This is a genomic window from Mycolicibacterium houstonense (assembly GCF_900078665.2).
In the GTDB taxonomy this organism is placed as follows: Bacteria; Actinomycetota; Actinomycetes; order Mycobacteriales; family Mycobacteriaceae; genus Mycobacterium; species Mycobacterium houstonense.
Map to the genome: position 1 here is coordinate 1,644,453 of NZ_LT546207.1, position 25,769 is coordinate 1,670,221.

General features: G+C 68.2%; 22 protein-coding genes and 2 pseudogenes. 13 read left to right on the top strand and 11 right to left on the bottom strand.

Translation table 11 applies throughout. The features are described from left to right. Nucleotides 1-40 precede the first annotated feature (40 nt). Nucleotides 41-2,035 (top strand): DUF7064 domain-containing protein, encoded by a 1,995-nt coding sequence (locus BN4332_RS08270; RefSeq protein ID WP_066898008.1) that lies wholly within the window; start codon nucleotides 41-43, stop codon nucleotides 2,033-2,035. A gap of 82 nt (nucleotides 2,036-2,117) precedes the next feature. Here the strand turns inward: BN4332_RS08270 and BN4332_RS08275 are convergent, their stop codons facing one another. Genes BN4332_RS08275 through BN4332_RS08285 form a run of 3 tightly spaced genes read right to left on the bottom strand, consistent with a single transcriptional unit; the run spans nucleotide 2,118 to nucleotide 3,990 of the window. Continuing rightward, nucleotides 2,118-2,342, bottom strand: coding sequence for a DUF167 domain-containing protein (locus tag BN4332_RS08275; protein WP_066898009.1), 225 nt, complete (start codon nucleotides 2,340-2,342; stop codon nucleotides 2,118-2,120). An 11-nt stretch (nucleotides 2,343-2,353) separates the two neighbouring features. Beyond that, entirely contained in the window at nucleotides 2,354-3,553 is a 1,200-nt protein-coding gene (locus BN4332_RS08280) for a lipid-transfer protein (protein WP_066898010.1), read from the bottom strand. Next, nucleotides 3,553-3,990 carry a Zn-ribbon domain-containing OB-fold protein gene (locus BN4332_RS08285; RefSeq protein ID WP_066898011.1) on the bottom strand — a complete coding sequence of 146 codons (438 nt, stop codon included), beginning with the start codon at nucleotides 3,988-3,990 and terminating at the stop codon, nucleotides 3,553-3,555. The genes BN4332_RS08280 and BN4332_RS08285 overlap by 1 nt, the downstream gene beginning before the upstream one ends. Nucleotides 3,991-4,129: 139 nt before the next feature. Between BN4332_RS08285 and BN4332_RS08290 the strand changes: the two genes are divergently transcribed. The 6 genes from BN4332_RS08290 to BN4332_RS08315 all read left to right on the top strand — a co-directional run bounded on the left by BN4332_RS08290 (nucleotide 4,130) and on the right by BN4332_RS08315 (nucleotide 9,075). Further along, nucleotides 4,130-4,666 (top strand): TetR/AcrR family transcriptional regulator, encoded by a 537-nt coding sequence (locus BN4332_RS08290; RefSeq protein ID WP_235654046.1) that lies wholly within the window; start codon nucleotides 4,130-4,132, stop codon nucleotides 4,664-4,666. Further along, nucleotides 4,663-6,105 (top strand): FAD-dependent monooxygenase, encoded by a 1,443-nt coding sequence (locus BN4332_RS08295; RefSeq protein WP_066898012.1) that lies wholly within the window; start codon nucleotides 4,663-4,665, stop codon nucleotides 6,103-6,105. The genes BN4332_RS08290 and BN4332_RS08295 overlap by 4 nt, the downstream gene beginning before the upstream one ends. A gap of 79 nt (nucleotides 6,106-6,184) precedes the next feature. Further along, entirely contained in the window at nucleotides 6,185-7,051 is an 867-nt protein-coding gene (gene sigJ, locus BN4332_RS08300; RefSeq protein WP_066898013.1) for an RNA polymerase sigma factor SigJ, read from the top strand. A 140-nt stretch (nucleotides 7,052-7,191) separates the two neighbouring features. Further along, nucleotides 7,192-8,112 (top strand): NADP-dependent oxidoreductase, encoded by a 921-nt coding sequence (locus tag BN4332_RS08305; RefSeq protein WP_066898014.1) that lies wholly within the window; start codon nucleotides 7,192-7,194, stop codon nucleotides 8,110-8,112. Between the two features lie 21 nt (nucleotides 8,113-8,133). Further along, nucleotides 8,134-8,586 (top strand): cupin domain-containing protein, encoded by a 453-nt coding sequence (locus tag BN4332_RS08310; protein ID WP_235654047.1) that lies wholly within the window; start codon nucleotides 8,134-8,136, stop codon nucleotides 8,584-8,586. A gap of 33 nt (nucleotides 8,587-8,619) precedes the next feature. Next, the gene (locus BN4332_RS08315; RefSeq protein WP_066898016.1) at nucleotides 8,620-9,075 is read left to right on the top strand and encodes a carboxymuconolactone decarboxylase family protein; all 456 of its coding nucleotides are present in this window, start codon (nucleotides 8,620-8,622) and stop codon (nucleotides 9,073-9,075) included. Between the two features lie 20 nt (nucleotides 9,076-9,095). Here BN4332_RS08315 and BN4332_RS08320 read toward each other — a convergent pair whose 3' ends face one another. Then, on the bottom strand, nucleotides 9,096-10,148 hold the full coding sequence (locus BN4332_RS08320) for an FAD-dependent monooxygenase (RefSeq protein WP_160110824.1): 1,053 nt from the start codon (nucleotides 10,146-10,148) through the stop codon (nucleotides 9,096-9,098). Between BN4332_RS08320 and polA the strand changes: the two genes are divergently transcribed. After that, entirely contained in the window at nucleotides 10,147-12,885 is a 2,739-nt protein-coding gene (gene polA / locus BN4332_RS08325) for a DNA polymerase I (RefSeq protein WP_066898027.1), read from the top strand. The two genes, BN4332_RS08320 and polA, sit on opposite strands and share 2 nt — an antisense overlap. A 4-nt stretch (nucleotides 12,886-12,889) precedes the next feature. Here polA and BN4332_RS08330 read toward each other — a convergent pair. After that, nucleotides 12,890-13,907 (bottom strand): annotated as a pseudogene (locus BN4332_RS08330) (PrsW family intramembrane metalloprotease). A 244-nt stretch (nucleotides 13,908-14,151) separates the two neighbouring features. Here BN4332_RS08330 and rpsA point away from each other — a divergent pair. From rpsA to BN4332_RS08345, 3 genes are all read left to right on the top strand, one after another. Beyond that, the gene (gene rpsA / locus BN4332_RS08335; RefSeq protein ID WP_003884756.1) at nucleotides 14,152-15,591 is read left to right on the top strand and encodes a 30S ribosomal protein S1; all 1,440 of its coding nucleotides are present in this window, start codon (nucleotides 14,152-14,154) and stop codon (nucleotides 15,589-15,591) included. 77 nt (nucleotides 15,592-15,668) lie between these two features. Further along, complete coding sequence (coaE, locus tag BN4332_RS08340; protein ID WP_066898018.1) at nucleotides 15,669-16,832, top strand: dephospho-CoA kinase; 1,164 nt, start codon at nucleotides 15,669-15,671, stop codon at nucleotides 16,830-16,832. Between the two features lie 102 nt (nucleotides 16,833-16,934). Continuing rightward, the gene (locus tag BN4332_RS08345; protein ID WP_066898019.1) at nucleotides 16,935-17,669 is read left to right on the top strand and encodes a FadR/GntR family transcriptional regulator; all 735 of its coding nucleotides are present in this window, start codon (nucleotides 16,935-16,937) and stop codon (nucleotides 17,667-17,669) included. Nucleotides 17,670-17,672: 3 nt separating this feature from the next. On the opposite strand, the gene BN4332_RS08350 is transcribed toward BN4332_RS08345, so the two are convergent. Continuing rightward, a complete protein-coding gene (locus BN4332_RS08350) occupies nucleotides 17,673-18,245 on the bottom strand; it encodes a hypothetical protein (protein WP_066898020.1) in 573 nt (190 codons plus the stop codon). Nucleotides 18,246-18,256: 11 nt separating this feature from the next. Beyond that, nucleotides 18,257-18,763, bottom strand: a complete 507-nt coding sequence (locus BN4332_RS08355) for a ribonuclease FAU-1 family protein (RefSeq protein ID WP_200820388.1) — start codon at nucleotides 18,761-18,763, stop codon at nucleotides 18,257-18,259. Nucleotides 18,764-18,831: 68 nt separating this feature from the next. On the opposite strand from BN4332_RS08355, the gene uvrB reads away from it, so the two are divergent. Next, nucleotides 18,832-20,991, top strand: a complete 2,160-nt coding sequence (gene uvrB, locus BN4332_RS08360; protein ID WP_066898021.1) for an excinuclease ABC subunit UvrB — start codon at nucleotides 18,832-18,834, stop codon at nucleotides 20,989-20,991. A gap of 45 nt (nucleotides 20,992-21,036) precedes the next feature. Next, a complete protein-coding gene (locus BN4332_RS08365; protein WP_066898022.1) occupies nucleotides 21,037-22,422 on the top strand; it encodes an MFS transporter in 1,386 nt (461 codons plus the stop codon). Between the two features lie 28 nt (nucleotides 22,423-22,450). On the opposite strand, the pseudogene BN4332_RS08370 reads toward BN4332_RS08365, so the two are convergent. From BN4332_RS08370 to BN4332_RS08385, 4 genes and pseudogenes are all read right to left on the bottom strand, one after another. Then, nucleotides 22,451-23,434 (bottom strand): annotated as a pseudogene (locus BN4332_RS08370) (IS110 family RNA-guided transposase). A 63-nt stretch (nucleotides 23,435-23,497) separates the two neighbouring features. Continuing rightward, nucleotides 23,498-24,373, bottom strand: a complete 876-nt coding sequence (locus tag BN4332_RS08375) for a carbon-nitrogen hydrolase family protein (protein WP_235654048.1) — start codon at nucleotides 24,371-24,373, stop codon at nucleotides 23,498-23,500. An 80-nt stretch (nucleotides 24,374-24,453) separates the two neighbouring features. Continuing rightward, nucleotides 24,454-25,263, bottom strand: coding sequence for a class I SAM-dependent methyltransferase (locus BN4332_RS08380; protein WP_066898023.1), 810 nt, complete (start codon nucleotides 25,261-25,263; stop codon nucleotides 24,454-24,456). Continuing rightward, nucleotides 25,238-25,769: DUF2505 domain-containing protein (locus BN4332_RS08385; protein WP_235654049.1), on the bottom strand; the 532-nt coding region annotated here is incomplete at its 5' end. The genes BN4332_RS08380 and BN4332_RS08385, both read right to left, overlap by 26 nt.

The window sequence follows — 25,769 nt, forward strand, 5'->3', positions numbered from 1 at the left end:
ACCTGTCATGTGTGATCCGGAACACTGCTAGGTTGCCTGTGTGCATCCCACTGAGACAGCCGTGCTGGACCGCCCTGACGACCTGACCTGCGAATGGCTGACCGCCGCCATCGGCGCCGGTCCGGTCAGCGGATTCAGTTTCGACCGGATCGGTACCGGGCAGATGAGCGAGTGCTACCGGGTCACGCTGAGCTATGCCGGGCAGGCGGACGGTCCGGCGTCGGTGGTGCTGAAGGTGGCCGCCACCGACCCGAGCAGCCGCCAGACCGGCCTGGCTCTCGGCCTCTACGAGCGTGAGGTGCGGTTCTACGCCGACATCGCCCCGGCCCTGAATCCGGGGCCCGTGGCGCCGTGCTATCACGCCGCGTTCGACCCGGAGACCGGTGCGTTCGACCTGCTGCTCGGCGACGCCACCCCGGCTGTAGTCGGAGATGAGATCCGCGGCGCGACGGCCGAACAGGCCACGGTGGCGCTGACCGAGCTGGGTCGGGTGCACGGGTCGATGCTCGGTGCCGCCGTCCTGGACGACGCCGAATGGCTCAACCGGGAGGCACCCGTCAACCAGGCCCTGATCTCGGGCTTGTACGCCGCGTTCGTCGAGCGCTACGCAGGCCTGATCACGCCAGAACAGCGCAATGTCTGCGAACGTCTTGTCGAGAGTTTCGACGCCTACCTCGCCGATGAGGGGGCGCCCCAGCGGCCGCACGGGCTCGTGCACGGCGACTATCGGCTCGACAACATGCTGTTCGGCGCGGAGGGGGCCGATCGGGCGCTGACCGTGGTCGACTGGCAGACCGTCACCAGAGGGCCGGCGTTCACCGACGTCGCGTACTTCATCGGCTGTGCCCTGCCCGTCGAGCAGCGCCGCGCCCACTACGACGAGTTGCTGACCGCGTATCACCAGGCCCTCGGACCGGACGCGGCCCTGACGCTCGGCCAGGTGCGTGAGGGCGTGCGCCGCCAGAGCTTCTTCGGCGTGATGATGGCGATCATCTCCTCGATGCTGGTGGAACGTACCGAACGCGGCGACCAGATGTTCATGACCATGCTCGACCGGCATTGCAGCCACGTCCTGGACACCCATGCGCTGGATGTCCTTGCGCCACCGGCTGTTCCGGAGCCGTTGGTGCCCGCGCCCGAGGACGACCATGCGCATACCCCGACCGACGAAGAGTTGTGGAACGAGAGCTGGTATTTCGACTTCGTCGACGCCGACGCGGGTTTCGGCGGCTGGGTGCGGCTCGGGCTGATCCCGAACCAGGACACCGCGTGGGTCAACGTGTTGTTCTGTGGACCCGGTATGCCGACCGTGGCGCTCAACGACTTCCACGCGCCACTGGCCGATCCGTCGTCGGTCAAGGGGGAGGGGGTCGAGCTGAACTTGCACCCGGATGAGCCGCTTCAGGTGTATCGCCTGACCGCCACCGGGACCGGGGAGGCGTTCGACGACCCGTCGGCGTTGCTTCGCGGCGAGTCGGGGCAGGCCGTCTCGGTGACGTTGGACCTGACCTGGACGACGGCGGGAACGCCGTACCAATACCGGGTCACCCCGCGCTATGAGATCCCGTGCACGGTGACCGGGACGGTGATCATCGGCGATCAGACCCACACCGTGGATGCCGTTGCGGGCCAGCGTGACCACTCATGGGGCGTGCGGGACTGGTGGTCGATGAACTGGGTGTGGAGTGCGATCCACCTCGACGACGGTACCCATCTGCACGGCGTCGACATCCGGATCCCCGGAATGCCGCCGATCGGCATCGGCTATGCACAACGTGCGGACGAGCCGCTCGTCGAATTGCAGACGGTGACTGCGCAATACGCGATCGGCGATGATGATCTGCCGGTGTCGACGACATTGACGCTGCAACCTGTCGACATCGAAGTCGAAGTCGACATCGCGGCCCACGCGCCGGTGCTGCTGGTGGCAGCCGATGGTCGCGTCAGCCAGTTCCCCCGGGCGTGGGCGAGGGTGCGGACCGCCGACGGGCGCCGCGGCGTGGGCTGGCTGGAGTGGAACCGCAACCTCGGATAGTGGTCTCCCCGGCACCGCGAGCGGGCGTGTTTGCTGCCGACACGCCGTGCATTGTCGACATTCTGTGCACGCTCGCCGGCACTCAGGTGATGCGAAAACGCTTGAGCCGCGCAGTCGCTCCGGAGATCAACTCCACGCGGCTGCGCGGCACTCCCAGATGCTGGGCCAGCAGTTTGGTGACGGCGTCGTTGGCCTTGCCGTCGACCGCCCGCTCCTGGACGTAGATGGTGAGCGCACCGTCGGCGACCTCGACCAGCGGGCCTTTGCGGCTGCCGGGTTTGACGCGGACGACGACGGTTTCGCTCACTCCGCCATTTTCTACCGGGCGACGATCACCGAGGAGCCGTGGCCGAACAGACCCTGGTTGGCGGTCACGCCGACCTTCGCGCCCTCGACCTGACGGCCGGTGGCCTGGCCCTTGAGCTGCCAGGTCAACTCGCATACCTGCGCGATGGCCTGCGCCGGGATGGCCTCACCGAAGCACGCCAGGCCGCCCGACGGGTTGACCGGGACGCGCCCGCCGATGGTGGTGGCGCCGCTGCGCAGCAGCTGCTCACCCTCGCCCTTGGCGCACAGGCCCAGGTGCTCGTACCAGTCCAGCTCGAGCGCGGTGGACAGGTCGTACACCTCGGCCAGGCTGACGTCCTCGGGTCCGATGCCGGCCTCGGCATAGGCGGCATCGAGGATCTGGTCTTTGAACACCCGCTCCGGGGCGGCCACCACGGCGGTGGAATCCGTTGCGATGTCCGGCAATTCGGGCAGGTGCTGCGGGTACTGCGGCGTTACCGTCGAGATCGCGCGCACCGACGGGACGCCGTCCAGCGACCCGAGGTGCTTCTCCGCGAACGCCTTCGACGCCACGATCAGCGCGGCCGCGCCGTCGGAGGTGGCGCAGATGTCGAGCTGGCGCAGCGGGTCGGAGACCACCGGGCTGGCCAGCACGTCCTCGATCGCGGATTCCTTGCGGTAGCGCGCATTCGGGTTCTGCAGACCGTGCCGGGAGTTCTTCACCTTCACCTGGGCGAAGTCCTCGGCCGTGGCGCCGTAGAGATCCATCCGGCGCCGGGCCAGCAGGGCGAAGTACACCGGGTTCATGGCGCCCAGCAGGTGGAAGCGCTGCCAGTCGGGATCGTTCTTGCGCTCGCCGCCGACCGGCGCGAACGCGCCCTTGGGCGTGGTGTCGGCACCGATCACCAGTGCGACGTCGCAGAAGCCGGCCAGGATGTGGGCGCGGGCGCTCTGCAGCGCCTGCGAGCCGCTGGCGCAGGCGGCGTACGAAGATGACACCGGCACACCGTTCCAGCCCAGCTTCTGGGCGAACGTCGAGCCGGCGATGAAGCCGGGGTAGCCGTTGCGGATGGTGTCAGCGCCGGCGACCAGCTGGATCTGGCGCCAGTCCAGGCCGGCCTCGGCGAGTGCGGCGCGGGCCGCGACGACGCCGTACTCGGTGAAGTCACGTCCCCACTTGCCCCACGGGTGCATGCCCGCGCCGAGGATGTACAACGGTTCCGGGCTCATCAGGCGATCCTCCAAGCATGGGTGGTGCGCTCGACGCCCTTGTCGTCGGTGTAGAGCGTCATGGTGGTCAGCTCCATCTCCATACCGACCTTGAGATCGGCGGCCAGGGTGCCCTCGACGACCTTGCCGAGCACGATGAGGCCCTCGTCGGCCAGCTCGACCGCGGCGATCGCGAACGGCTCGAACGGGTCGGTCTTGGGGTACGGCGAGGGTGGGAGGTACCGGTTCTCGGTGTAGCTCCACACCTTTCCGCGGCGGGACAGCGGGACCAGGGCGAGGGTGTCGCTGTCGCAGGCCGGGTTGGGGCAGTTGTTCTCACGCGGCGGGAACACGTACGTGGCGCACTGGGTGCACTTGCCGCCGATCAGGTGGGTGGCACCGGCGTCGTCGGTGGAAAACCACCCGTCGATCGCGGGTTGCGAGGATGCTGCTGGCACGCGGCCAGCCTAAACGATCAGAACCCCAAAACTGAAACGTGTTGCAGTTTGGTGGTGCGCGCGGAAACCGGTTGAAGTGTACGAAACGGTTTCGTACACTTTGGTCATGGTTCGAGGTGTAGAACGCGAGCAGGCCGTCTTGGCCGCCACCGTCGAGTTGTTGGCGGAACGGGGCTACCAGGCGCTGACGATGGACGCGGTGGCCGCGCGGGCGGGCGCCAGCAAGGCCACCATCTACCGTCGTTGGCCGAACAAGGCTCAGCTCGTCCGCGCCACGTTGGATGCGGCCGACGCCGCACGCAATGCGTCGGTGCCCGACACCGGTCAGTTGCGCAGCGATCTGCTGGCCGTGATGGATGTGGTTGCGGCGGAAGTGGCCGATCCACTGACGCAGGTCACCGCGGAACTCGCGACGCTGATGCGGCACGACGAACAACTGGCGGAGGCCCTGCGCGAACACCTCGCGAAAGAGGAGCTGTCGCCGTTCCACGACGCGCTGGGGCGGGCCATCGCCCGCGGCGATATTTCCCAGGACACCGACCTCGAGCTCATCCATGACGTGGCCGAGGCGATGATCCTGCGCCAGATGCATCTGAATCTGCCCGTCGATGCGGCGTTCAGCGCCCGGTTGGTCGATGACGTGCTGCTGGTGCTGCTCGCGGGAGCCGCGATATGACGATCGTGATCGCCGGCGCCGGCCCAACCGGACTGACACTCGCCATCGAGCTGGCCCGTCGCGGTGTGCCCTGCCGGGTGCTGGACCAGGCCGCGACGTTGTTCCCCGGCTCGCGCGGCAAGGGACTGCAACCGCGCACCCTGGAGGTCTTCGACGATCTCGGGGTGATCGGCGCCGTGCTGGCGGCCGGCGAGCCGTTCCCGCCGATGCGGCTCTACCGGGGCGCGGACGTGGTCTGGGAGAAACCCGTCTACGAGCTGCTGGGGCTGCCCGAACTGGAACGTTCGCCCGCGGTACCGTACCCCGACACCTGGCTGATCCCGCAGTGGCGCACCGACCAGATCCTGGCGGCGCGATTTGCCGAACTCGGCGGAACCATCGAATTCGACACCAAGGTAACGGGTTTCACAGAGCATGGCGATGGAGTCACTGTGCAGACGAGCCGGGGTGCAATCCGGGCGGACTACGTGGTGGGCGCCGACGGCGGCCGCAGCACGGTCCGCAAGGCATCCGGAGTCGAATTCCTCGGCGGTGCGCTCACCGAGGAACGCATCATCGTGGGCGACGTGCGGGCCAGTGGGCTCGACGGCAGGCGCTGCCACCTGTTGACCCGTGACGGCGACCAGTCCAACAGGTTCTCGCTGTGGAATCTGCCCGGCAGCGAGCACTACCAACTGGTGGTGACGATGGCACCGGGCGAGGACCCGCCCGCACTGACCCTCGAGGGCATACAGGCAATCCTGCAACAGCGGTCGGGACGGCCCGACATCAGGCTGTCGGACCTGCGCTGGATCTCGCAGTATCGCGTGAACCTGCTGCTGGCGCAACGCTTTCGGATGGGGCGAGTGCTCCTGGCCGGCGATGCTGCCCACGTGCATTCGCCGGCCGGCGGGCAGGGCGTCAACACCGGCGTACAGGATGCCTACAACCTCGGCTGGAAACTGGCCGCGGTGTCGGCCGGGGCGCCCGACGCTCTGCTGGACAGCTATGAGGCCGAGCGCTTGCCCGTCGCTGCCGACGTGCTGCAACTCAGCGGCCTGTTGCACGGCCAGGGATTCAGCGCACCGGGCTCGGCGCCGGGGGCCATCCACCAATTGGACATCAATTACCGCGGTGGCCCGCTCGCGGCCGAATCCGAACCGTCCGGTTCGCTGCGTGCCGGCGACCGGGCACCCGACGGCCTGCTGCCGGACGGCCGCAGACTGTTCGACGTGTTCCGCGGACCGCACTGGACGGTGCTGCAATTCGATGCCGATCCAGTCGATTTCGGCGTCCCGCAGGTGCGCCTGGCGCCGAGCGCCGGCTACGACGTACCCGTCGGCTCCTACGTACTGATCCGCCCCGACGGCTACATCGGCGCGGTGAGCGCCCGGCCGGAAGTCATCCGGGACCAACTCGGCCAGGGCGGGCACACTCCGGCCGTCAACCGTCCCGGATGACGCGATGGCCACGTCGTTCACATCCTGACCGTCCACGGTGCAGCCGTAGGCGGCCGTCGCATCTGAAAAGCTGACGGGTATGTCCGATCAGCCCGACATGCTCGCCGCCGAGTGGGAGACTCATCGGCCCGCGGTGTTCGGGGTGGCCTACCGGCTGTTGGGGAGTGTGGCCGATGCCGAGGACGTGGCCCAGGAGGTGTGGCTGCGGGCGGCGGGCGCGGATCTGGCCAAGGTCGACGACCTGCGGGCCTGGTTGGTCACGGTGTCGGCGCGTCTGTCCTACGACATCCTCAAGAGCGCGCGCGCCCGCCGCGAGGCCTATGTCGGGCCGTGGCTGCCGGAGCCCCTGCTGACCGGGCCGGACGCGTCGGAGCCGGTCCTTGTCGATGAGTCGGTCAGCTCGGCGATGCTGCTGATCATGGACGAGCTGAGCCCGCCCGAGCGCGTGGCCTTTGTCCTGCACGATGTCTTCGGCATCGAGTTCGACCGGATCGCGGCGATGCTGGAGATCTCGGGGGCGGCCGCCCGGCAGTCGGCCTCGCGGGCGCGGCGGCGGGTCGACAAGGCCAGGCGGTCCGCGCCGCAGGCGTCGAACGCCGAGCGGAGGCGGGTACTGACGACCTTCCGCGCCGCCTACGAGGCCGGTGACATCGCGGGTCTGGTCAAGCTTCTGCACCCGGATGCGGTCTACGTCACCGACGGCGGCGGCAAGGTCGCGGCGGCGCAAAAGCTCATCCGTGGTGGTGAGCGCATCGCGATGGTGATGGAGCGAGTGGGGCGGCAGTGGCGTCCCGACCGCATCGATTTCGTCGAGGTCGGCGGCGAACTGGCGTTGGTGTTCTATCGGCAGGACGACGTGTATTCGGTCGACACCGTGCAGATCGACGACGGGTTGATCTCCGCGTACCGCAGGGTGATCAACCCGGACAAACTCGTTCACCTCTGACCTGTCACATTCGGGCGGGCTATCTCGTCTTCCTTGTGACGGCGCGACAACGGCGGTTGCTCGCGTGCAGATCCAGATTCACCCGGTACGGCATCTCTGCTTGTGGCGTGCGCTGATGCCTTCATCCGAAAGGACGTGTAATGCAAGCCATCACTGTTTCCGACCGTAACGCCGGTATCGCCGGGCTGTCCTTGACGGATATGCCGTACCCGCATGCGGCGGAGAACGACGTCGTCGTACGCGTACACGCCGCGGGCTTCACTCCCGGAGAGCTCGACTGGCCGGCCACGTGGACCGATCGGGCGGGCCGTGACCGAACCCCGAGCGTGCCGGGGCACGAGCTCGCCGGTGTGGTGGCCGAGTTGGGCATCGGCACAACAGGTTTGACTGTGGGTCAGCGGGTGGTCGGGCTCGCCGACTGGGCCCGCAACGGCACGCTCGCGGAATACGTTGTGGTAGAGGTCCGAAACCTGGCGCCGCTCCCGGCGGATGTCGACTACGTGACCGCGGCCGCACTGCCGATATCCGGTCTGACCGCCTGGCAAGGGTTGTTCGACCACGGCCGACTCGCCACCGGACAAACGGTCCTGATCCACGGCGCGGCGGGCGGGGTCGGATCGATCGCGGTGCAACTGGCCCGAGAGGTCGGTGCCCACGTCATCGGCACCGGCCGCGCGGCGGACCGGGACCGCGCGCTAGAGCTCGGTGTCCACACCTTCATCGACCTCGCCGCCGAAAGGTTCGAGGATGCGGGCGAAGTCGATGTGGTGTTCGACGTGATCGGCGGAGAAGTTCTCGCCCGCTCGGCGGCTGTGGTCCGGGCCGGAGGCGCCCTCGTCACCATCGCCGCCCCGCCGGAGATCCGTCCCGAGGCCGGACGGGCCGTCTTCTTCGTGGTCGAACCCGATCGGGTCCGCCTCGCCGACCTCATCGCGCGGGTGCGCGACGGACGACTCAAGCCAGTCGTCGGTGCCGTGCGACCGCTGACCGAGGCGCCGGCCGCATTCGCGCCCGGCAAGCGCACACCCGGCAAGACGATCATCCAGGTGACCGAGGACTGACAGGAGCAGAACATGATGAAAATGCGTATCGCAGGAGGGATTTTGGCCGTGGCCGCCCTGGCGGGTGTCACCGCGTGCACCTCGGCGAGTCAGGCGGCGCCCACTACGTCCCCGACGCCTGCCGTCACCTCGGAGGTTCCGTCGGAAACCCTGACCCCGTTGATCGAGCAGGCTCTTCCGAACGCCCCGGGTAAGACGTTCACCTCGGCGATCGTCGACTTCCCTCCCGGCGCCCGCGCGGTGCCGCACCGTCACGGCCAGGCGTTCGTCTACGCCTACGTTCTCGAGGGGTCCGTGCGCAGCTCGGTCGACGACAACCCCGTGTCCACCTACCGCGCGGGGGAAAACTGGGTAGAGCAGCCCGGTGCCCACCACCCACTCACCGAGAACGTCAGCACGACCGATCCGGCCAAGCTGCTGGTCATCTTCGTCTCCAATACCGGAGACAGCCTCAAGGTCGAGGACCACCAGTAGCGCCCGGCACCAACGATTTCGAAGGAACCAGTGATGACCACACCGCGCGTCGCCGTCAACACCCAACATCCCGCGGCCTACAAGGCACTCATCGCGCTGGCCGGGGAGGTGGAGAACAGCGCTGCCGGCGCCGGCCTCGACCCGCTCCTGATCGAGTTGATCAAGATCCGGACGTCGCAGATCAACGGATGCGCGTTCTGTCTGCGCATGCACACCCGAGAGGCTCTCGCCAAAGGGGAGAACCCAGACCGGATCGCCGTGTTGTCTGCCTGGGCGGAGACCGGCTACTTCTCCGAGACCGACCGCGCCGCACTGGCTCTGGCCGAGGCGGTCACCCGAATATCGGATACGCACGTCAGCGATGAGGAGTACGCGACCGCCGCTGCCGCACTCACCGCCGACCAGATCTCGGCCGTCATCTGGCTGACCACGGTGATGAACGCCTTCAACCGCGTCGCCATCTCCAGCCGCTACCGCGTCGCCGACTGAATTTCACGGCCCGTCTCACATCACCGGGAATGCCGGTCGGCCAATGTGTTTCGCCGGTAGTCGGCGGTGACGCGGGCCAGGTCGTGCCGATCGCCCGCATGCATCTCCCGGTTGGCCCGGATCACGGCGGACGTCTCGGGGATGCGCCGGGTCTCGTAGCCGGCAACACCGCGGCCTTCGGCCAGTTCGTCGGCCAGGGCGCGCGCGTCGAGAATCGCTTGGGAACCGCCGTTGGCGCCGACCGGATACATCGGATGTGCGGCATCGCCGAGCAGCGTGACACGTCGAGTTCCCCAGTGCGGGAGCGGTTCCCGGTCGACCATTGGGTACTCGAACACCGCGTCGGAGCGCCCTACGAGCTCGGCGTGGTCCAGCCAGTCCAGCTGCCAGCCGGCCATGTGGGCGGCCACCGCCGCCGGATCGGCCGGGGTGTTCCAGTTCGCGTCACCGGGCAACGGTCCGGGCGTACCCTCGGTGACCTGCAGCACCCAGTTCACCAGGCCGCCGCCGATCGGGTAGGCGACCAGTTCGACCCCGCCCGGTCCTTTGACGATGGCCATGGTGCGGCCGTCGAGGAACGGTTCCATGCGGGTCGCGCCGCGGAACATCCGCACGCCGGACCACAGCAGGGGATCGGGGCCCGGGTGCAGCCGGCGCCGCACCATCGACTGCACGCCGTCGGCGCCGACGAACACCTCGGCAGCGAAGTCGCCGGCGCGTGTGGCCACCCGCACGCCGTCCGCCGTCTCTTCGAAGTCCGTGACGCCTGCTGCGGTGCGCACGGCGTCGGGCCCGAGCCGGTCCCGCACCGCATCGAGCAGCAGCATCTGCAGCCGGCCGCGGTGCACCGAACACTGGGGGTACGCGTAGCCGCCTTCGATTCCGCGAGGCTCGCGGAACAGCAGCTCGCCGTCGGAGGTGTAGTAGTCGATGACCGCCGGGGCGGCCGAGATCGCGCGAAGCCGGTCGCCGAGGCCGAGCGTGTGGAGTTCGGCGACGGCGTGGGGGAGCAGGTTGATGCCGACGCCCATCGCGGCGAGCTCGCGCGCCGATTCCACGACGGTGACGCGCATGCCCCGGGCGTGCAGGCTGAGGGCTGTGGTGAGGNGTGCCGTGACGGACCCGAAGCCCACACTGATGCTGCTCGACGGTAATTCCCTGGCATTCCGCGCGTTTTACGCGTTGCCCGCGGAGAATTTCAAGACCCAGGGCGGGTTGACCACCAACGCGGTCTACGGGTTCACCTCGATGCTGATCAACCTGCTGCGCGACGAGCAGCCCAGCCATGTCGCCGCGGCATTCGACGTGTCGCGGCAGACGTTCCGCAAGGACAAGTACCCCGAGTACAAGGAGGGCCGGTCCGCGACGCCGGATGAGTTCCGCGGGCAGATCGACATCACCAAGGAGGTGCTCGGCGCACTGGGCATCACGGCACTGGCCGAGCCCGGTTTCGAGGCCGACGACATCATCGCCACCCTGGCCACCCAAGCCGAGCAGGAGGGCTACCGGGTGCTGGTGGTCACCGGTGACCGTGATTCGCTGCAGTTGGTCACCGACAACGTCACCGTGCTGTACCCGCGCAAGGGGGTCAGCGAGCTCACCCGGTTCACCCCGGAGGCCGTGGTGGAGAAGTACGGGCTCACCCCGGCGCAGTACCCGGACTTCGCCGCACTACGCGGGGACCCGAGTGACAACCTGCCCGGTATCCCCGGAGTCGGCGAGAAGACCGCGACGAAGTGGATCGTCGAGCACGGCTCGCTGCAGGCCCTGGTCGACAACGTCGACACGGTAAAGGGAAAGGTGGGTGACGCGTTGCGGGCCAACCTGTCCAGCGTGGTGCTGAACCGGGATCTCACGGAGCTGGTGCGTGATGTGCCGTTGGCGCAGACGCCCGACACCCTGCGGATGCAGCCGTGGAACCGTGACCAGATCCACCGGCTGTTCGACGACCTGGAATTCCGGGTGCTGCGCGACCGGCTGTTCGAGACACTGGTCGCTTCCGAGCCCGAGGTCGAGCACGGGTTCGACGTGCGCGGCCGCGCGCTGGAGTCGGGTGAGCTGGCGGCCTGGCTGGCCGAGCACAGCCTGGGCAACCGGTTCGGACTCGCCGTCGTCGGTACGCACCTGGCCTACGACGCCGATGCCACCGCGCTGGCCATCGTGGCGCCCGACGGCGACGGGCGCTACATCGACACCGCGACGTTGACGCCCGAGGACGAGGAGGCGCTGGCGCGCTGGCTGGCCGATCCCGGGCCGCCCAAGGCGCTGCACGAGGCCAAGCTGGCCATGCACGATCTGGCCGGCCGCGGCTGGACCCTGCGCGGCGTCACCTCCGACACGGCGCTGGCGGCCTACCTGGTGCGGCCGGGGCAGCGCAGCTTCGCGCTCGACGACCTGGCGGTGCGCTACCTGCGCCGCGAACTGCGTGCGGAAACGCCTGAGCAGCAACAGCTTTCGCTGCTGGATGACTCCGACGGGGTCGACGAGCAGGCGGTGCAGACGCTGATCCTGCGGGCCTGCGCGGTGCTGGACCTCGCCGATGCGCTGGACGAGGAGCTGGCCCGCATCGACTCGTCGTCCCTGCTGGGCCGAATGGAACTGCCGGTGCAGCGGGCGCTGGCCGAGATGGAGTCGACCGGTATCGCCGTCGACCTGGACAAGCTGCAGGAGCTGCAGAGCGAGTTCGCCGATCAGATCCGTGACGCCGCCGAGGCCGCCTACGCGGTGATCGGCAAGCAGATCAACCTCGGCTCGCCCAAACAGCTGCAGGCGGTGCTGTTCGACGAGCTCGAGATGCCGAAGACCAAGCGCACCAAGACCGGCTACACCACCGACGCCGACGCGCTGCAGTCGCTGTTCGACAAGACCGGGCATCCGTTTCTGCAGCACCTGCTGGCCCACCGCGACGCCACCCGGCTGAAGGTGACCGTCGACGGCCTGCTCAACTCCGTGGCGTCCGACGGCCGCATTCACACCACGTTCAACCAGACCATCGCCGCCACCGGCCGGCTGTCGTCTACCGAGCCGAACCTGCAGAACATCCCGATCCGCACCGAGGCGGGCCGTCGCATCCGCGATGCGTTCGTGGTCGGCGCCGGCCCGGACGGGCCCTACAGCGAGCTGATGACGGCCGACTACAGCCAGATCGAGATGCGGATCATGGCGCACCTGTCCCGGGACGAAGGCCTCATCGAGGCATTCAACACAGGGGAGGACCTGCATTCGTTCGTGGCCTCGCGGGCGTTCTCGGTGCCCATCGACGAGGTGACCCCGGAGCTGCGCCGCCGGGTCAAGGCGATGTCGTACGGCCTGGCCTACGGGTTGAGCGCCTACGGGCTGGCCAGTCAGCTCAAGATCTCCACCGAAGAGGCCAAGGTGCAGATGGAGCAGTACTTCGACCGGTTCGGCGGGGTGCGCGACTACCTGCGCGACGTGGTCGACCAGGCCCGCAAGGACGGGTTCACCTCGACCGTGCTGGGCCGCCGCCGCTACCTACCGGAACTGGACAGCAGCAACCGCAACGTGCGGGAGGCCGCCGAGCGGGCCGCGCTCAACGCGCCGATCCAGGGCAGCGCCGCCGACATCATCAAGGTGGCGATGATCAACGTCGACGCCGCGATCAAGGACGCCGGGCTGAAATCACGGATGCTGCTGCAGGTCCACGACGAGCTCCTGTTCGAGGTGGCCGACGGCGAGCGCGAGACCTTGGAGGCCCTGGTGCGCGAGCACATGGGCAACGCCTATCCGTTGGACGTCCCGCTGGAGGTGTCGGTGGGCTACGGCCCGAGTTGGGACTCGGCGGCGCACTAGCAGGTCAGTAGCCGACGGGCGCGCGGTAGTTGGCCAGCCAGTGCAGGATCGGGGCGGCCGACCGTGCGGCGGCAACGGCGTAGACCTCCTCCTGCTGGAGCGCGTACACCCGGGCGTCCCCGAATCCGCGGTCGATGCGGTCGCGGACGAAGGCGAGCTCGACGANTCTGCTCGCGGCGGCGGCTGATCACGGCCACCACGATCATCGTGACGAACATCGGCACCATCCACACCGCGTACACGATGAAGTAGGTGCCCGCCCCCACCAGCGACGAGCCGTTCCACAACCCGTGCATGAGCACCGCGCCCAGATACCCGGCCAGGATGCACAGGGCCTTGGCGCCCGAGCTGCGCCGGTGCAGGGCGAAGTACACCCCGATCGCGGTCATGGTGGTGAACAGCGAGTGCGCGAAGGGCGCCATGATCAGGCGCATCGCCGCGGTGAGCAGTGATCCGGCCAGCGAATCCGCGCTGGAGATGTACATGATGTCTTCCAGCCAGGCGAACCCGAGGCCGACCAGGCCGGCGTACACGAGGCAGTCGGTGAGCGAGTTCAGCTCGTTGCGTCGGCGCCCGGTCATCATGATCAGCAGGAACAGGCCCTTGGCGGCCTCTTCGATGAGCGGGGCCCGGATCGCCACCGAGGCGAAACTGTGCGACGAGTCGACCCCGGGTGCCAGCAGCGCATCGGTGAACAGGCTCAACACCAGTGACAACACGATCGCCACCGCGGCGCCCCAGCCGAAGGCCAGCAGCAGCAGTCGGGGCGGCTCCGGTTCCCAGCGGTCCAGCCACAGGTAGGCGAACACCGCCCCGGTCATCACGATGCTGGACAGGGTGAACCCGACGATCGCGCCGACCGGGTTGAGCGCGGTGAACAGCAGCACCAGCGCGCCGATCACGACCCCGCACGCGATGATCGCGGCCAGCGGGGCGCCTACCTTGCGGACCGGCCTGGGCAGTGGTGCGGTGATCGGGTACCACGGCCGGGAGGCGGGGCCGGGAGTCGGGTAGTACGCCACCGCAGCAGCGTAGCCGTGGGTGGACGGCGTTCTCGGCACAAATCTCGCCGGGACCCGTGACGGGGAGCCCTCGCGGCCTGCCTTCTTGGGACCGGGTTTGTCCTGCGTGTACCCGGTCGAGTACCCTCGTTACGTATCTGTGCGCACAGCTTGACACCGTCTGGTCACTGCCACGGATCTGCACGAACGCAAAACCGCAATACAAATGTCCCTACGATTAAACCTGTCCGGAGCAACCCACCACATGCCAAGTCCCTCCGTCACCTCGCCGCAAGTAGCCGTCAACGACATCGGCTCGGCTGAGGACTTTCTCGCCGCCATCGACAAAACCATCAAATACTTCAACGATGGCGACATCGTCGAGGGAACCATCGTCAAGGTTGACCGTGACGAGGTCCTCCTCGACATCGGTTACAAGACCGAAGGTGTCATTCCTTCCCGCGAACTCTCCATCAAGCACGACGTCGACCCCAACGAGGTCGTTTCCGTGGGCGATGAGGTCGAGGCCCTCGTTCTCACCAAGGAGGACAAGGAAGGCCGCCTGATCCTGTCCAAGAAGCGGGCTCAGTACGAGCGCGCCTGGGGCACCATCGAGGAGCTCAAGGAGAAGGACGAGGCCGTCAAGGGCACCGTCATCGAGGTCGTCAAGGGCGGCCTGATCCTCGACATCGGCCTGCGTGGCTTCCTGCCCGCATCGCTGGTCGAGATGCGTCGCGTCCGCGATCTGCAGCCGTACATCGGCAAGGAGATCGAGGCCAAGATCATCGAGCTGGACAAGAACCGCAACAACGTGGTGCTGAGCCGCCGCGCCTGGCTGGAGCAGACCCAGTCCGAGGTGCGCAGCGAGTTCCTCAACCAGCTGCAGAAGGGCGCCATCCGCAAGGGTGTCGTCTCCTCGATCGTCAACTTCGGCGCCTTCGTCGATCTCGGCGGTGTCGACGGTCTGGTCCACGTCTCCGAGCTGTCCTGGAAGCACATCGATCACCCGTCCGAGGTGGTTCAGGTGGGCGACGAGGTCACCGTCGAGGTGCTCGACGTCGACATGGATCGCGAGCGGGTTTCGCTGTCGCTCAAGGCGACTCAGGAAGATCCGTGGCGTCACTTCGCCCGCACCCACGCGATCGGCCAGATCGTGCCGGGCAAGGTCACCAAGCTGGTGCCGTTCGGTGCGTTCGTCCGCGTCGAGGAGGGCATCGAGGGTCTGGTGCACATCTCGGAGCTGTCCGAGCGCCACGTCGAGGTCCCGGACCAGGTGGTCCAGGTCGGCGACGACGCGATGGTCAAGGTCATCGACATCGACCTGGAGCGTCGCCGGATCTCGCTGAGCCTCAAGCAGGCCAACGAGGACTACACCGAGGAGTTCGACCCGTCGAAGTACGGCATGGCCGACAGCTACGACGAGCAGGGCAACTACATCTTCCCCGAGGGCTTCGACGCCGAGACCAACGAATGGCTCGAAGGCTTCGACAAGCAGCGTGAGGAGTGGGAGGCCCGCTACGCCGAGGCCGAGCGCCGGCACAAGATGCACACCACGCAGATGGAGAAGTTCGCCGCGGCCGAGGCCGAGGAAGCTGCCCGTCCGGTGTCCAACGGTTCCTCCCGCTCGGAGGAGTCCACCGGTGGCACGCTGGCCAGCGATGCACAGCTGGCCGCTCTGCGGGAGAAGCTCGCAGGCAACGCCTAGGTAAGTCTGGCAACGAACGCCCCGGCCCTCTTGGGTCGGGGCGTTCGTCGTTTCGGCGCCCTGACAGACTGTCAGGCGTGCTTCGTATCGGGTTAACCGGCGGTATCGGCGCCGGGAAGTCAACAGTGTCGGCCACATTCAGTGATCTCGGCGGCATCATCGTCGACGGCGACGTCATCGCCCGCGAGGTGGTCGAGCCCGGAACCGAGGGGCTGGCCAAGCTCGTCGAGGCGTTCGGCGACGGGATCCTGCTGCCCGAAGGGGCGCTGAACCGTCCCGCCCTGGCCGCGGTGGCCTTCAGCGACGACGAGAAGCGCGCCACCTTGAACGGCATCGTGCACCCGCTGGTGGCGCACCGCCGGTCGGAGCTCATCGCGGCTGCGCACGAAGACGCCGTCATCGTCGAGGACATCCCGCTGCTGGTGGAGTCTCAGATGGCGCCCATGTTCCCGTTGGTCATCGTGGTGAACGCCGACCCAGAGATCCGGGTCAAGCGGCTCATCGAGTACCGCGGGTTCACCGAGGAGGATGCCCGCGCCCGCATCGCCGCGCAGGCCACCGAGGAGCAGCGTCGTGCGGTCGCGGATGTCTGGCTGGACAATTCGGGTAGCCCGGGCGCCGTGGTCGAACAGGCCCGCGCCCTCTGGCACGAGCGGATCCTGCCGTTCGCGCACAACCTCACGATGCGGCAGCCGGCCTATCGACACCCCGTCGTGGTGCCCTACGACCCGACCTGGCCGGATCAGGCCCGCCGGATCGTGGCGCGGCTGAACTCCGCCTGCGGACACCGCGCGGTCCGCATCGACCACATCGGGTCGACGGCCGTGCCCGGTCTGGACGCCAAGGACGTCATCGACGTGCAGGTGACGGTCCCGTCACTGGCTGTTGCCGACGAACTCGCCGATGCACTGTTGACGGCCGGTTATCCCGCGGTGCCCGGTATCACCACGGACACCCCGCACAGTGCGGATCCGGCGGTGTGGCACAAGCGTTTCCACGCCTCGGCGGACCCGGGCCGGCCGACGAATGTGCACATCCGGGTGGACGGCTGGCCCAACCAGCGCTTCGCGCTGATGTTCGTCGACTGGCTGCGCAACAACCCGGGCGTGCACGCGGACTACCTTGCCGCCAAGCACGCCGCGGTGAAGGCGCCCGATTACGCCGTGGCCAAAGAGCCGTGGTTCCTCGACGCCTACCGGCGCGCCTCGGAGTGGGCGGACGCGACGGGGTGGCAGCCTTAAACGTTGGGCTACACCGGGTTTCGTTACCGGCGAACCGGCGGACGAATGTCCGCGCCGCAGTTCCGACGCTGCGGTACGTTTGGGGCGGTCGAAGGGGGGCGTATGTCAACAGGCAAACCGGCACTGGTTCCGGTCCGCCAGATCGCCGCCCACGAGCTGGTGGTCGACCAGATGCGGCGGGCCCTGGAACTCGGACAGTTCCGGCCCGGTGACCGGCTGCCCACCGAACGCGAGCTGTCCGACGTCCTGAACGTCTCCCGCACCACGGTGCGCGCGGCGGTCGCCGTGCTCGAACGGGAGGGCCTGATCACGGTCCGGCGTGGCCGGGGCGGCGGGTTCACCGTCCAGGCGCCGCACTATGACTCGGCCGAGATGCGCGCGGAGTTGCGCCGCAACAAGCGCGAGGTCCGCGACGCGTTCGACTATCGCGTCGTCGTCGAAACCGGGGCCACCCGGTTGGCGGCCGAACGGCGCCGCGCCACTGATCTGACCGCGCTTCGAAAACTGCTCAAAGGCATGGAATCCGCGCTGCATACGGCGATGAACGACCAGTCTGCCCGTCACACCACCGACTTCCAGACCTTGGATTCGGCGTTCCATCTCGGAATCGCTCAGGCCGCCCAGAACGCCCGGCTGCTCGACGCCGTGGCCGACGCCCGCCGCAGGATGTGGCTACCGGTCGGCGCGATCTTCGGGCGGCTGGAGCCCAACGCCAACGACTATCACGCCGCGATCCTCGAGGCGATCGAGAACCGTGATCCGGAGCGCGCCGCGGCCGAGATGGCAGCCCATATCAACGACACCCGGCGCACGGTCGAGTCCTGGCTCAAGCGCTGACGGTCAGGCGGCCGGGGGCGCTGGCTCCGGGGCAGGAGGCAGCGCGGGATCCGCGGCAGGCGGAAGCGCGGGATCGGCCGGCGTGGCCGGGTCGACGACGGTTGCCGGCACCGGGGTGTTCAGCGCGGCGCCGCAGGGCAGGCTGCCGTAATTCGGGTCGTCCTTGGGCCGCATCAGCCGCGGTGCGACGAAGGTGTCGGCCTGGGCCACGATCTGGTCGTCCACCAGGATCTCGCAGTGCAGGTTCGCCGAGTACGGCCAGTCGATACGCACCGACATCCCCGCGGCCGCGGGATCGGCCACCACACCGGTCGCTTCGAAGACCCGGCCGGGCAGCATGGACGGGTCCGCGGTGTTGATGTTGTTGTCGTCGATCTTGTAGGCGATCGTCGCGTTGCGGGACACCCCGTCGATCCGGGCGCGGTAGGTGACGTTGTGGAGCTGCTGGTCGGGCAGCGGCTCCACCTGCGGCGGCGCCTCCGGGTCGGCCTGTGCCGCAGCGGGGATCAACAGCGCGCCGGTGAGCAGTCCTGCCAGCGCGGGGAGGACTCCCCAGACGTACTTAGCTGAACTCATGAATCCAGACCTTACGCTCCCCGCCACGTGAGGGCCATTCCGTTGCCGGAAAGCCAGCGATCCAGCTGAAAACCGCAGCTGGCCAGGCCCTCGATCGCGGTGGCGGCGGTTTGCACCGCCTGCTCGGCGACCTCCGGGCTCAGCAGGCCGTGGCGGACCGCGGTGAGCAGTTCGTCGACGTCGCACAGCTCGACGCCCCGGCCGGTGCGCAGCACCAGGTCCAGGTAGTGATCCTCGGAATGCCACACCTTCGGCCCGGCGGTGTAGGTGCCGACGTCGAGGTAGAAGTCCTGGTCACGCTCGTGGCCGGGGTTGAAATGGAAGATGCTGGCCCGCAGGCCGAGCTGGGGAAGCAGCCACGATTCCAGGTAGTGGAACTGCGCTCGGCCGGGCGTCGGCCGGGCCATGTAGAGCCCCCAGGGTTGCACGGTGTAGACGTCGACGGCCCGCACGATGCCCTTGGGGTCGGTGTTCGTGCGGGCCACCAGGTCGAATGTCTCGTGCTTGGGAGGGTGGATGTGCCCCAGACTACGCGGGGAGTGAACGCGGGCGGAAGTTGTCGGTGCACAGTTCTACGCTGGTGAGCATGGCCTTCGCGACCGAACATCCCGTGCTCGCGCATTCGGAGTACCGGGCTGTCGATGACATCGTCCGGACCGGCGCGCGGTTCGAGGTGGTCAGTGAGTACGACCCGGCCGGTGACCAGCCGGCCGCCATCGACGAACTCGAGCGCCGGATCAAGGCCGGGGAGCGCGACGTCGTGCTGCTCGGCGCGACGGGTACCGGTAAATCGGCCACCACGGCGTGGCTGATCGAGCGGTTGCAGCGGCCCACCCTGGTGATGGCGCCGAACAAGACGCTGGCCGCCCAGCTCGCCAATGAGTTGCGGGAGATGTTGCCGCACAACGCCGTTGAGTACTTCGTGTCGTATTACGACTACTACCAGCCCGAGGCCTACATCGCGCAGACCGACACCTACATCGAGAAGGACAGCTCGATCAACGACGACGTCGAGCGGCTCCGGCACTCGGCCACGTCGTCACTGCTGTCGCGGCGCGACGTCGTGGTGGTGGCGTCGGTGTCGTGCATCTACGGCCTGGGCACGCCGCAGTCCTACCTGGACCGGTCGGTCGAGCTCAACGTCGGTGACGAGGTACCGCGGGACGGTCTGCTGCGGTTGCTGGTCGACGTCCAGTACAACCGCAACGACATGGCGTTCACCCGCGGCACCTTCCGGGTGCGCGGCGACACCGTGGAGATCATCCCGTCGTACGAGGAACTCGCGGTGCGCATCGAGTTCTTCGGTGACGAGATCGAGGCGCTGTACTACCTGCATCCGTTGACCGGTGACATCGTCCGCCAGGTCGACTCGCTGCGGATCTTCCCGGCCACCCACTATGTGGCGGGCCCGGAGCGCATGGCGCACGCGATCTCCACCATCGAGCAGGAGTTGGAGGACCGCCTGGCCGAGCTGGAGGGGCAGGGCAAGCTGCTGGAGGCCCAGCGGCTGCGGATGCGTACCAACTACGACGTCGAGATGATGAAGCAGGTCGGTTTCTGCTCGGGCATCGAGAACTACTCGCGCCACATCGACGGCCGCCCGGCCGGTTCGGCGCCCGCGACGCTGCTGGATTACTTCCCCGAGGACTTCCTGCTCGTCATCGACGAGTCCCACGTCACGGTGCCGCAGATCGGCGGCATGTACGAGGGCGACATGTCGCGTAAGCGCAACCTGGTCGATTTCGGTTTCCGGCTGCCGTCGGCGGTCGACAACCGGCCGTTGACCTGGGAGGAATTCGCCGACCGGATCGGGCAGACGGTGTACTTGTCGGCCACTCCGGGCGCATACGAGATCAGCCAGGCCGGTGGCGAGTTCGTCGAACAGGTCATCCGTCCGACCGGTCTGGTCGACCCGAAGGTGGTCGTGAAGCCGACCAAGGGCCAGATCGACGACCTGATCGGCGAGATCCGGACCCGCACCGAGCGCGACGAACGTGTCCTGGTCACCACGCTGACCAAGAAGATGGCCGAGGATCTCACCGACTACCTGCTGGAGCTGGGCATCAAGGTCCGGTACCTGCACTCGGAGGTCGACACCCTGCGCCGGGTCGAGTTGCTGCGGCAGCTTCGGCTGGGGGAGTACGACGTGCTGGTCGGGATCAACCTGCTGCGCGAGGGGCTGGACCTTCCCGAGGTGTCGCTGGTGTCGATTCTCGACGCCGACAAGGAGGGGTTTCTGCGCTCGACGCGCAGCCTGATCCAGACCATCGGTCGCGCGGCGCGCAACGTGTCCGGCGAAGTGCACATGTACGCCGACAAGATCACCGACTCGATGCGTGAGGCGATCGACGAGACCGAGCGCCGCCGGGCCAAGCAGATCGCTTACAACGAGGCCAACGGCATCGACCCCAAGCCGCTGCGCAAGAAGATCGCCGACATTCTCGATCAGGTGTACCGGGAGGCCGACGACAGCGAATCGGTGGAGATCGGTGGTTCAGGCCGCAACGCCTCGCGGGGCCGCCGCGCCCAGGGTGAGCCGGGGCGGGCGGTCAGTGCCGGCATCGTGGAAGGCCGCGACACCACCAACATGCCGCGGGCCGAATTGGCCGATCTGATCAAGGATCTGACCGAGCAGATGATGACCGCCGCCCGTGATCTGCAGTTCGAGCTCGCGGCCCGGATTCGCGACGAGATCCAGGATCTGAAGAAGGAACTGCGGGGGATGGATGCGGCCGGCCTGAAGTGACCCGTTGTTGACCTCAACAGCGGTTCAGCCTTTAGCGTCGTCGTCGTGACCGATACCGTGACGCCGGATGCCGGCACCTGGCGGCAGTTGCTGGGTGCCCGGCATCTGGGTGCATCCACCGTGTTGGCCGGTGGTGTGCTGCTGTACGCCACCAACGAGCTCCTGACCATCAGCCTGCTGCCCAGCGCGGTCGCGGACATCGGCGGGCACCGGTTCTACGCGTGGGTGACGACGGTGTACCTGGTCGCCTCGGTGGTGGCGGCCACCACGGTCCATTCGACGTTGATGCGGCTGGGGCCGCGACGGGCATATTTGTTGGGGCTCACGGTGTTCGGTGCCGGCAGCCTGCTCTGCGCCCTGGCCCCGAGCATGGAGGTGCTGCTCGCCGGGCGCACGGTGCAGGGCTTCGCCGGTGGGATGGTGGCCGGCCTCGGCTACGCGGTGATCAACACGGCGCTGCCGAATACTCTGTGGACCAAGGCATCCGCTCTCGTTTCGGCGATGTGGGGCGTCGGCACGGTGGTCGGCCCCGCGGCGGGCGGGCTGTTCGCCCAGTTCGGGCACTGGCGGTGGGCATTCGGGATCCTGGTGATCCTGGCCGCCGCGATGGCGGCACTCGTGCCCGTGGCGTTACCGGGCCGGGCCACCACATCGTCTGCCGCGCCGGGCATTCCGCTGTGGTCGCTGACACTGCTGGGGGCCGCGGCCATGGCGATCAGCGTGGCCGGGATCCCGCATGACGTGCGGGCCACGGCGGCACTGCTCGGATTGGGGGTGGCGCTCGCGGTCGGGTTCGTGTTCGTCGACCGCCGGGCCGGGGCATCGGTGCTGCCGCCCAGCACCTTTGGGCGCGGCCCGCTGAAGTGGATCTACCTGAGCCTGGGGGTGCTGATGGCCGCCACCATGGTCGTGATGTACGTGCCGCTGTTCGGTCAACGGCTCGCACACCTGACTCCCGTCGCAGCCGGGTTCTTCGGCGCGGTGTTGTCGGTCGGCTGGACGACGGGCGAGATCGTCAGCGCGTCGCTGCAGAATCGGCGGGTGATCGCGCAGACGGTGGCGTTCGCTCCGCTCGTGATGGCGGCCGGCCTGGGGGCCGGGGCATTGCTGATCCGGGAGGGGATGGCGCCGTGGCTGGTGGTGACGTGGGCGGTGGCCTTGCTGCTCGGCGGTGCCGGCGTCGGTATCGCCTGGCCGCACCTGTCCGCGTGGGCAATGGGCAGCGTCGACGATCCGGCGGAGGGTCCGGCCGCGGCGGCCGCGATCAACACCGTGCAGCTGATCTGCGGCGCCCTGGGTGCGGGCTTGGCCGGTGTGGTCGTCAACCTCAGCGTCACCGGAGATGCGGACGCGGCGCGCTGGTTGTTCACCGCATTCGCGGCGCTCGCGGCCGTCGGCGCGGTCGCCACCTTCCGGTCCGCCCGCCGCTAGCCCCTGCACCGCGAGCATTGCTCCTATGTCAAGCGGCGGCGGGGTGTAGGTCGTTGAGGCGGGCTTGTTCGTCGGTGTGGAGTCGGTGGTAGACGGTGCGCGCGAGGCGGCGTTTGAGGCAGCGTAGGGCTTCGGTGGATGAGTCGCCGTGGGCGAGGCGTTTGCGGTAGTAAAGCTGTCCGGGGCTGTCGGCGATGCGGATCTGGGTGATGGCGATGCGGTAGAGGGCGGCGTTGAGTTGGCGGTTGCCTGAGCGGGTGAGGCGGACGCGTCCGGCGGTGTTGCCCGACCACACGGGGATGGGGGCGGTGCCGCTGTGGCGGGCGAACGCCGCCTCGTTTTTGAACCGCTTTACTCCGGCGGTTTCGCCGACGAGTTTGGCTGCGGTCAATTCACCGCAGCCTTGAAGGGCCAGCAGCTGGGGGCGACGTCGTGGACGTGCTGGCCGATTCGAGCGGCCAGGGCGTTGATGGTGTCGGTCAGTCGGGTGATGTCGTCGAGTTCGTCGCGGGCCAGCTCGGCACGGGTCTTGGCCCGGTCCAGAGCACCGCGTTTGGGGGTGCGGGCCGGGTCGAGTTCATGGATTCGTCCCAGCAGTCGGTTGATTGTTGAGGTCCGTTGAGCCACAAGGTCTTCACGGCGATCCACTAACAACTTCAACTCCCGTGACACCTCGTCGTGGGCAGCGACGGGCAGATCGGGATACCGCAGCACCGCATGCGCGACGGCCAGTGCGTCGATCGGATCGGACTTGCCGCGGGTGCGGGCGCAGGCTCGGGTCTGGGCCATGGCCCGCCGAGAGTAAGTCCCGCTCAAGGCGGGCCGAGAGATTGCGGCAATCTTCGACGCCCCAGAGCAGGTCTGCGCCGAACTGACTGCGTGCCCACTGCAACGCCGTGTGATGTCCGGCGGTGGTCGCGGGGACGACTTTTTCACCCAGCTTGGCGCCGGCCTCGTTGACCGCGACGAAGGTGTGGGTGCGCTTGTGTACATCGGTGCCAACAATCACCATGGACAGTGCCTTCTTTCATCAAGAGGTGGATGAGTGAAGGTTGGGCCGGCCGGCGGACACATCTCAGTGGGGGCGGTGCCACGCTCCTATCAAGTCACGCCGGTCGGTCCTTCCCACCTGATGTCGGCAGAATGCTCGAACGCCAACCCAGACGGGTGGCAGTGCGTGTCTGAGCCAGACACCAGGTGGAAAGAACCCAACCACCGCAACAGCGGCAATCACCACATTGACACTGAGTGCGTGTCTGCGGCCGGCCGAGGTGAGGACCTCGCCGGTGGGGGAGGCCACCAGGCTGCCGCCGACGCCCGTCGGCCCCGCCTTGGCGATCTCGGCACCCGGATACGCCTGGTCAACCGCGGCGACGAAACCCGTCGTGTCCAGTGCGCGGGCCCGGGCCAGCAAGGTCCACTGCTCGAGCTTGCCCGGCCCGGATCCCCACGACGCGTGCACGGTGATCAGCTGTGCGCCGCGGCGCGCGAGTTCGACGTAGAGCTCGGGGAACCGGATGTCGTAACAGGTGGTCAACCCGACCGTGACGCCGTCGACGCTGATCGTCACCGGATCGAAACCCGGTGCGACAGTGCGGGATTCGGTGAATCCGAAGGCGTCGTAGAGGTGGATCTTGTGGTAATGCGCGTCCACGCCCGCGCCGGTGGCGATCAAGGTGTTGGTGACGCGCCCGTCGTCGCTGGGCGCGAACATCCCGGCCACCACGACCACGCCCGCCCGCGCGGCGATCTCGCGCACCTGGGTAGCCCACGGCCCGTCCAGGCTCTCGGCCACCGGGCCGAGCGGCACCCCGAACCGGCACATGGTGGCCTCCGGGAACAGCACCAACCGGGCGCCCTCATCGGCTGCGCGCCGGGTGAACTCGTCGACCAGGGTGAGATTCGACGACGGGTCCGTGCCGGTGGCGATCTGCGCCAGGGCAATTCGCATGAAGACAGCCTAGCGGCGCCGCGGGGTCTGATTCGTGGCCGGCGCCACGGGTGCCTAATTCGTGGCCGGGGCCACGGTGCCTAATTCGTGGCCGGCGCCACGGTGCCCCAGGGGACCGTCAGCACCCCATCACGCATCCGGCGCCGCGGCGGTGCCACCGGATATCCCTCGTCGCGCAACAGATCCAACATGGCCCGCCAGCGCAGCCGCGGCCCGAACACCCCATGCCCGGCCGCGCTGGCCCAGGCCCGGTCGGCGGCGGTGAGCAACGCGTGGATCGGCTGGCCCGCCACGTTGTGGTGGATCAGCACCTTGGGCAGCCGTTCGGCCAGATCCGAGGGACGCTCGATGCTGAACGGGTCACAGGCCAGGGTGAAGCTCACCGGCCCGTCCGCGTCGAGCAGCACCCAGCAGCAGCGGCGGCCCAGCTCATCGCAGGTCCCGTCGACGATCAGCCCGCCGGGCGCGAGCTGACGCGCCATCGTGGCCCAGGCCTCGGGCACCGCCTCGACCGGGTACTGCCGCAACACGTTGAACGCGCGGACCAGCACCGGCCGCAGCCCGGCCAGCTCGAATCCGCCGAGGGCGAAGTGCACGTCGGTGCCGCCGGCCATGGCTCGCGCGGTGGCCACCCGCTCGGGGTGGATCTCCAGCCCGACCACCCGGACGTCGGTGCGCACCGTCTGCAGACGCGCGGCGAGCTCGAGCGTGGTGACCGGCAGCGCGCCGTATCCCAGGTCGACCACCAGCGGATCGGCGGCGGCCCGCAATGCCGTGCGTACCCGGGCCGAGTGCACCAGCCAGCGGTCGCTGCGGCGCAGCCGGTTGTACCCGGTGGTGCCCCGGGTGACCGCCCCGACGGGTCTAGACGTGCTCGGAGATCCACTCAGTGGTGAACGCCCCCTCGATCGTGAACACGTCGTTGACGGATTGCAGGACCATGTCTTCGAGCTTGCCCCCGACCAGGGGCATCGGCACCTTGCACCGGCTGTCGGCCAGCAGCCGGCTGCCCGCGCCGACCCCGGTCAGCACATAGCGGCCATCGAGCCGGCCCGGAACATGGGAAACCGTCGCCGTGTAGTCGCCTTTCACCCCGCCCGGATCGAACGGGCCGAGGCACTGTCTCCGGGTGATCGCCATGTCGAGCGGCACCACCGACCGCAGGATCGGAGGCAGCTCCGCGCGCGGCAGCACCTGCCGGAACTCGACCTCGATGCCGTGCTCGCCGGAGCTGAATGCGGTGAGGTCCGATTTGCCGGGCGTCAGGTCGTCGTAGCGGTCCATCATGGCCTGCCAGTACTCCCGGCGCGAGTATGCGGCATAGACCGCGTCGGCGGGTGCGTCGAACACCATCGTGGTCTGCCGGCTTCGGCTCATGGCTACCGACGGTACCGCC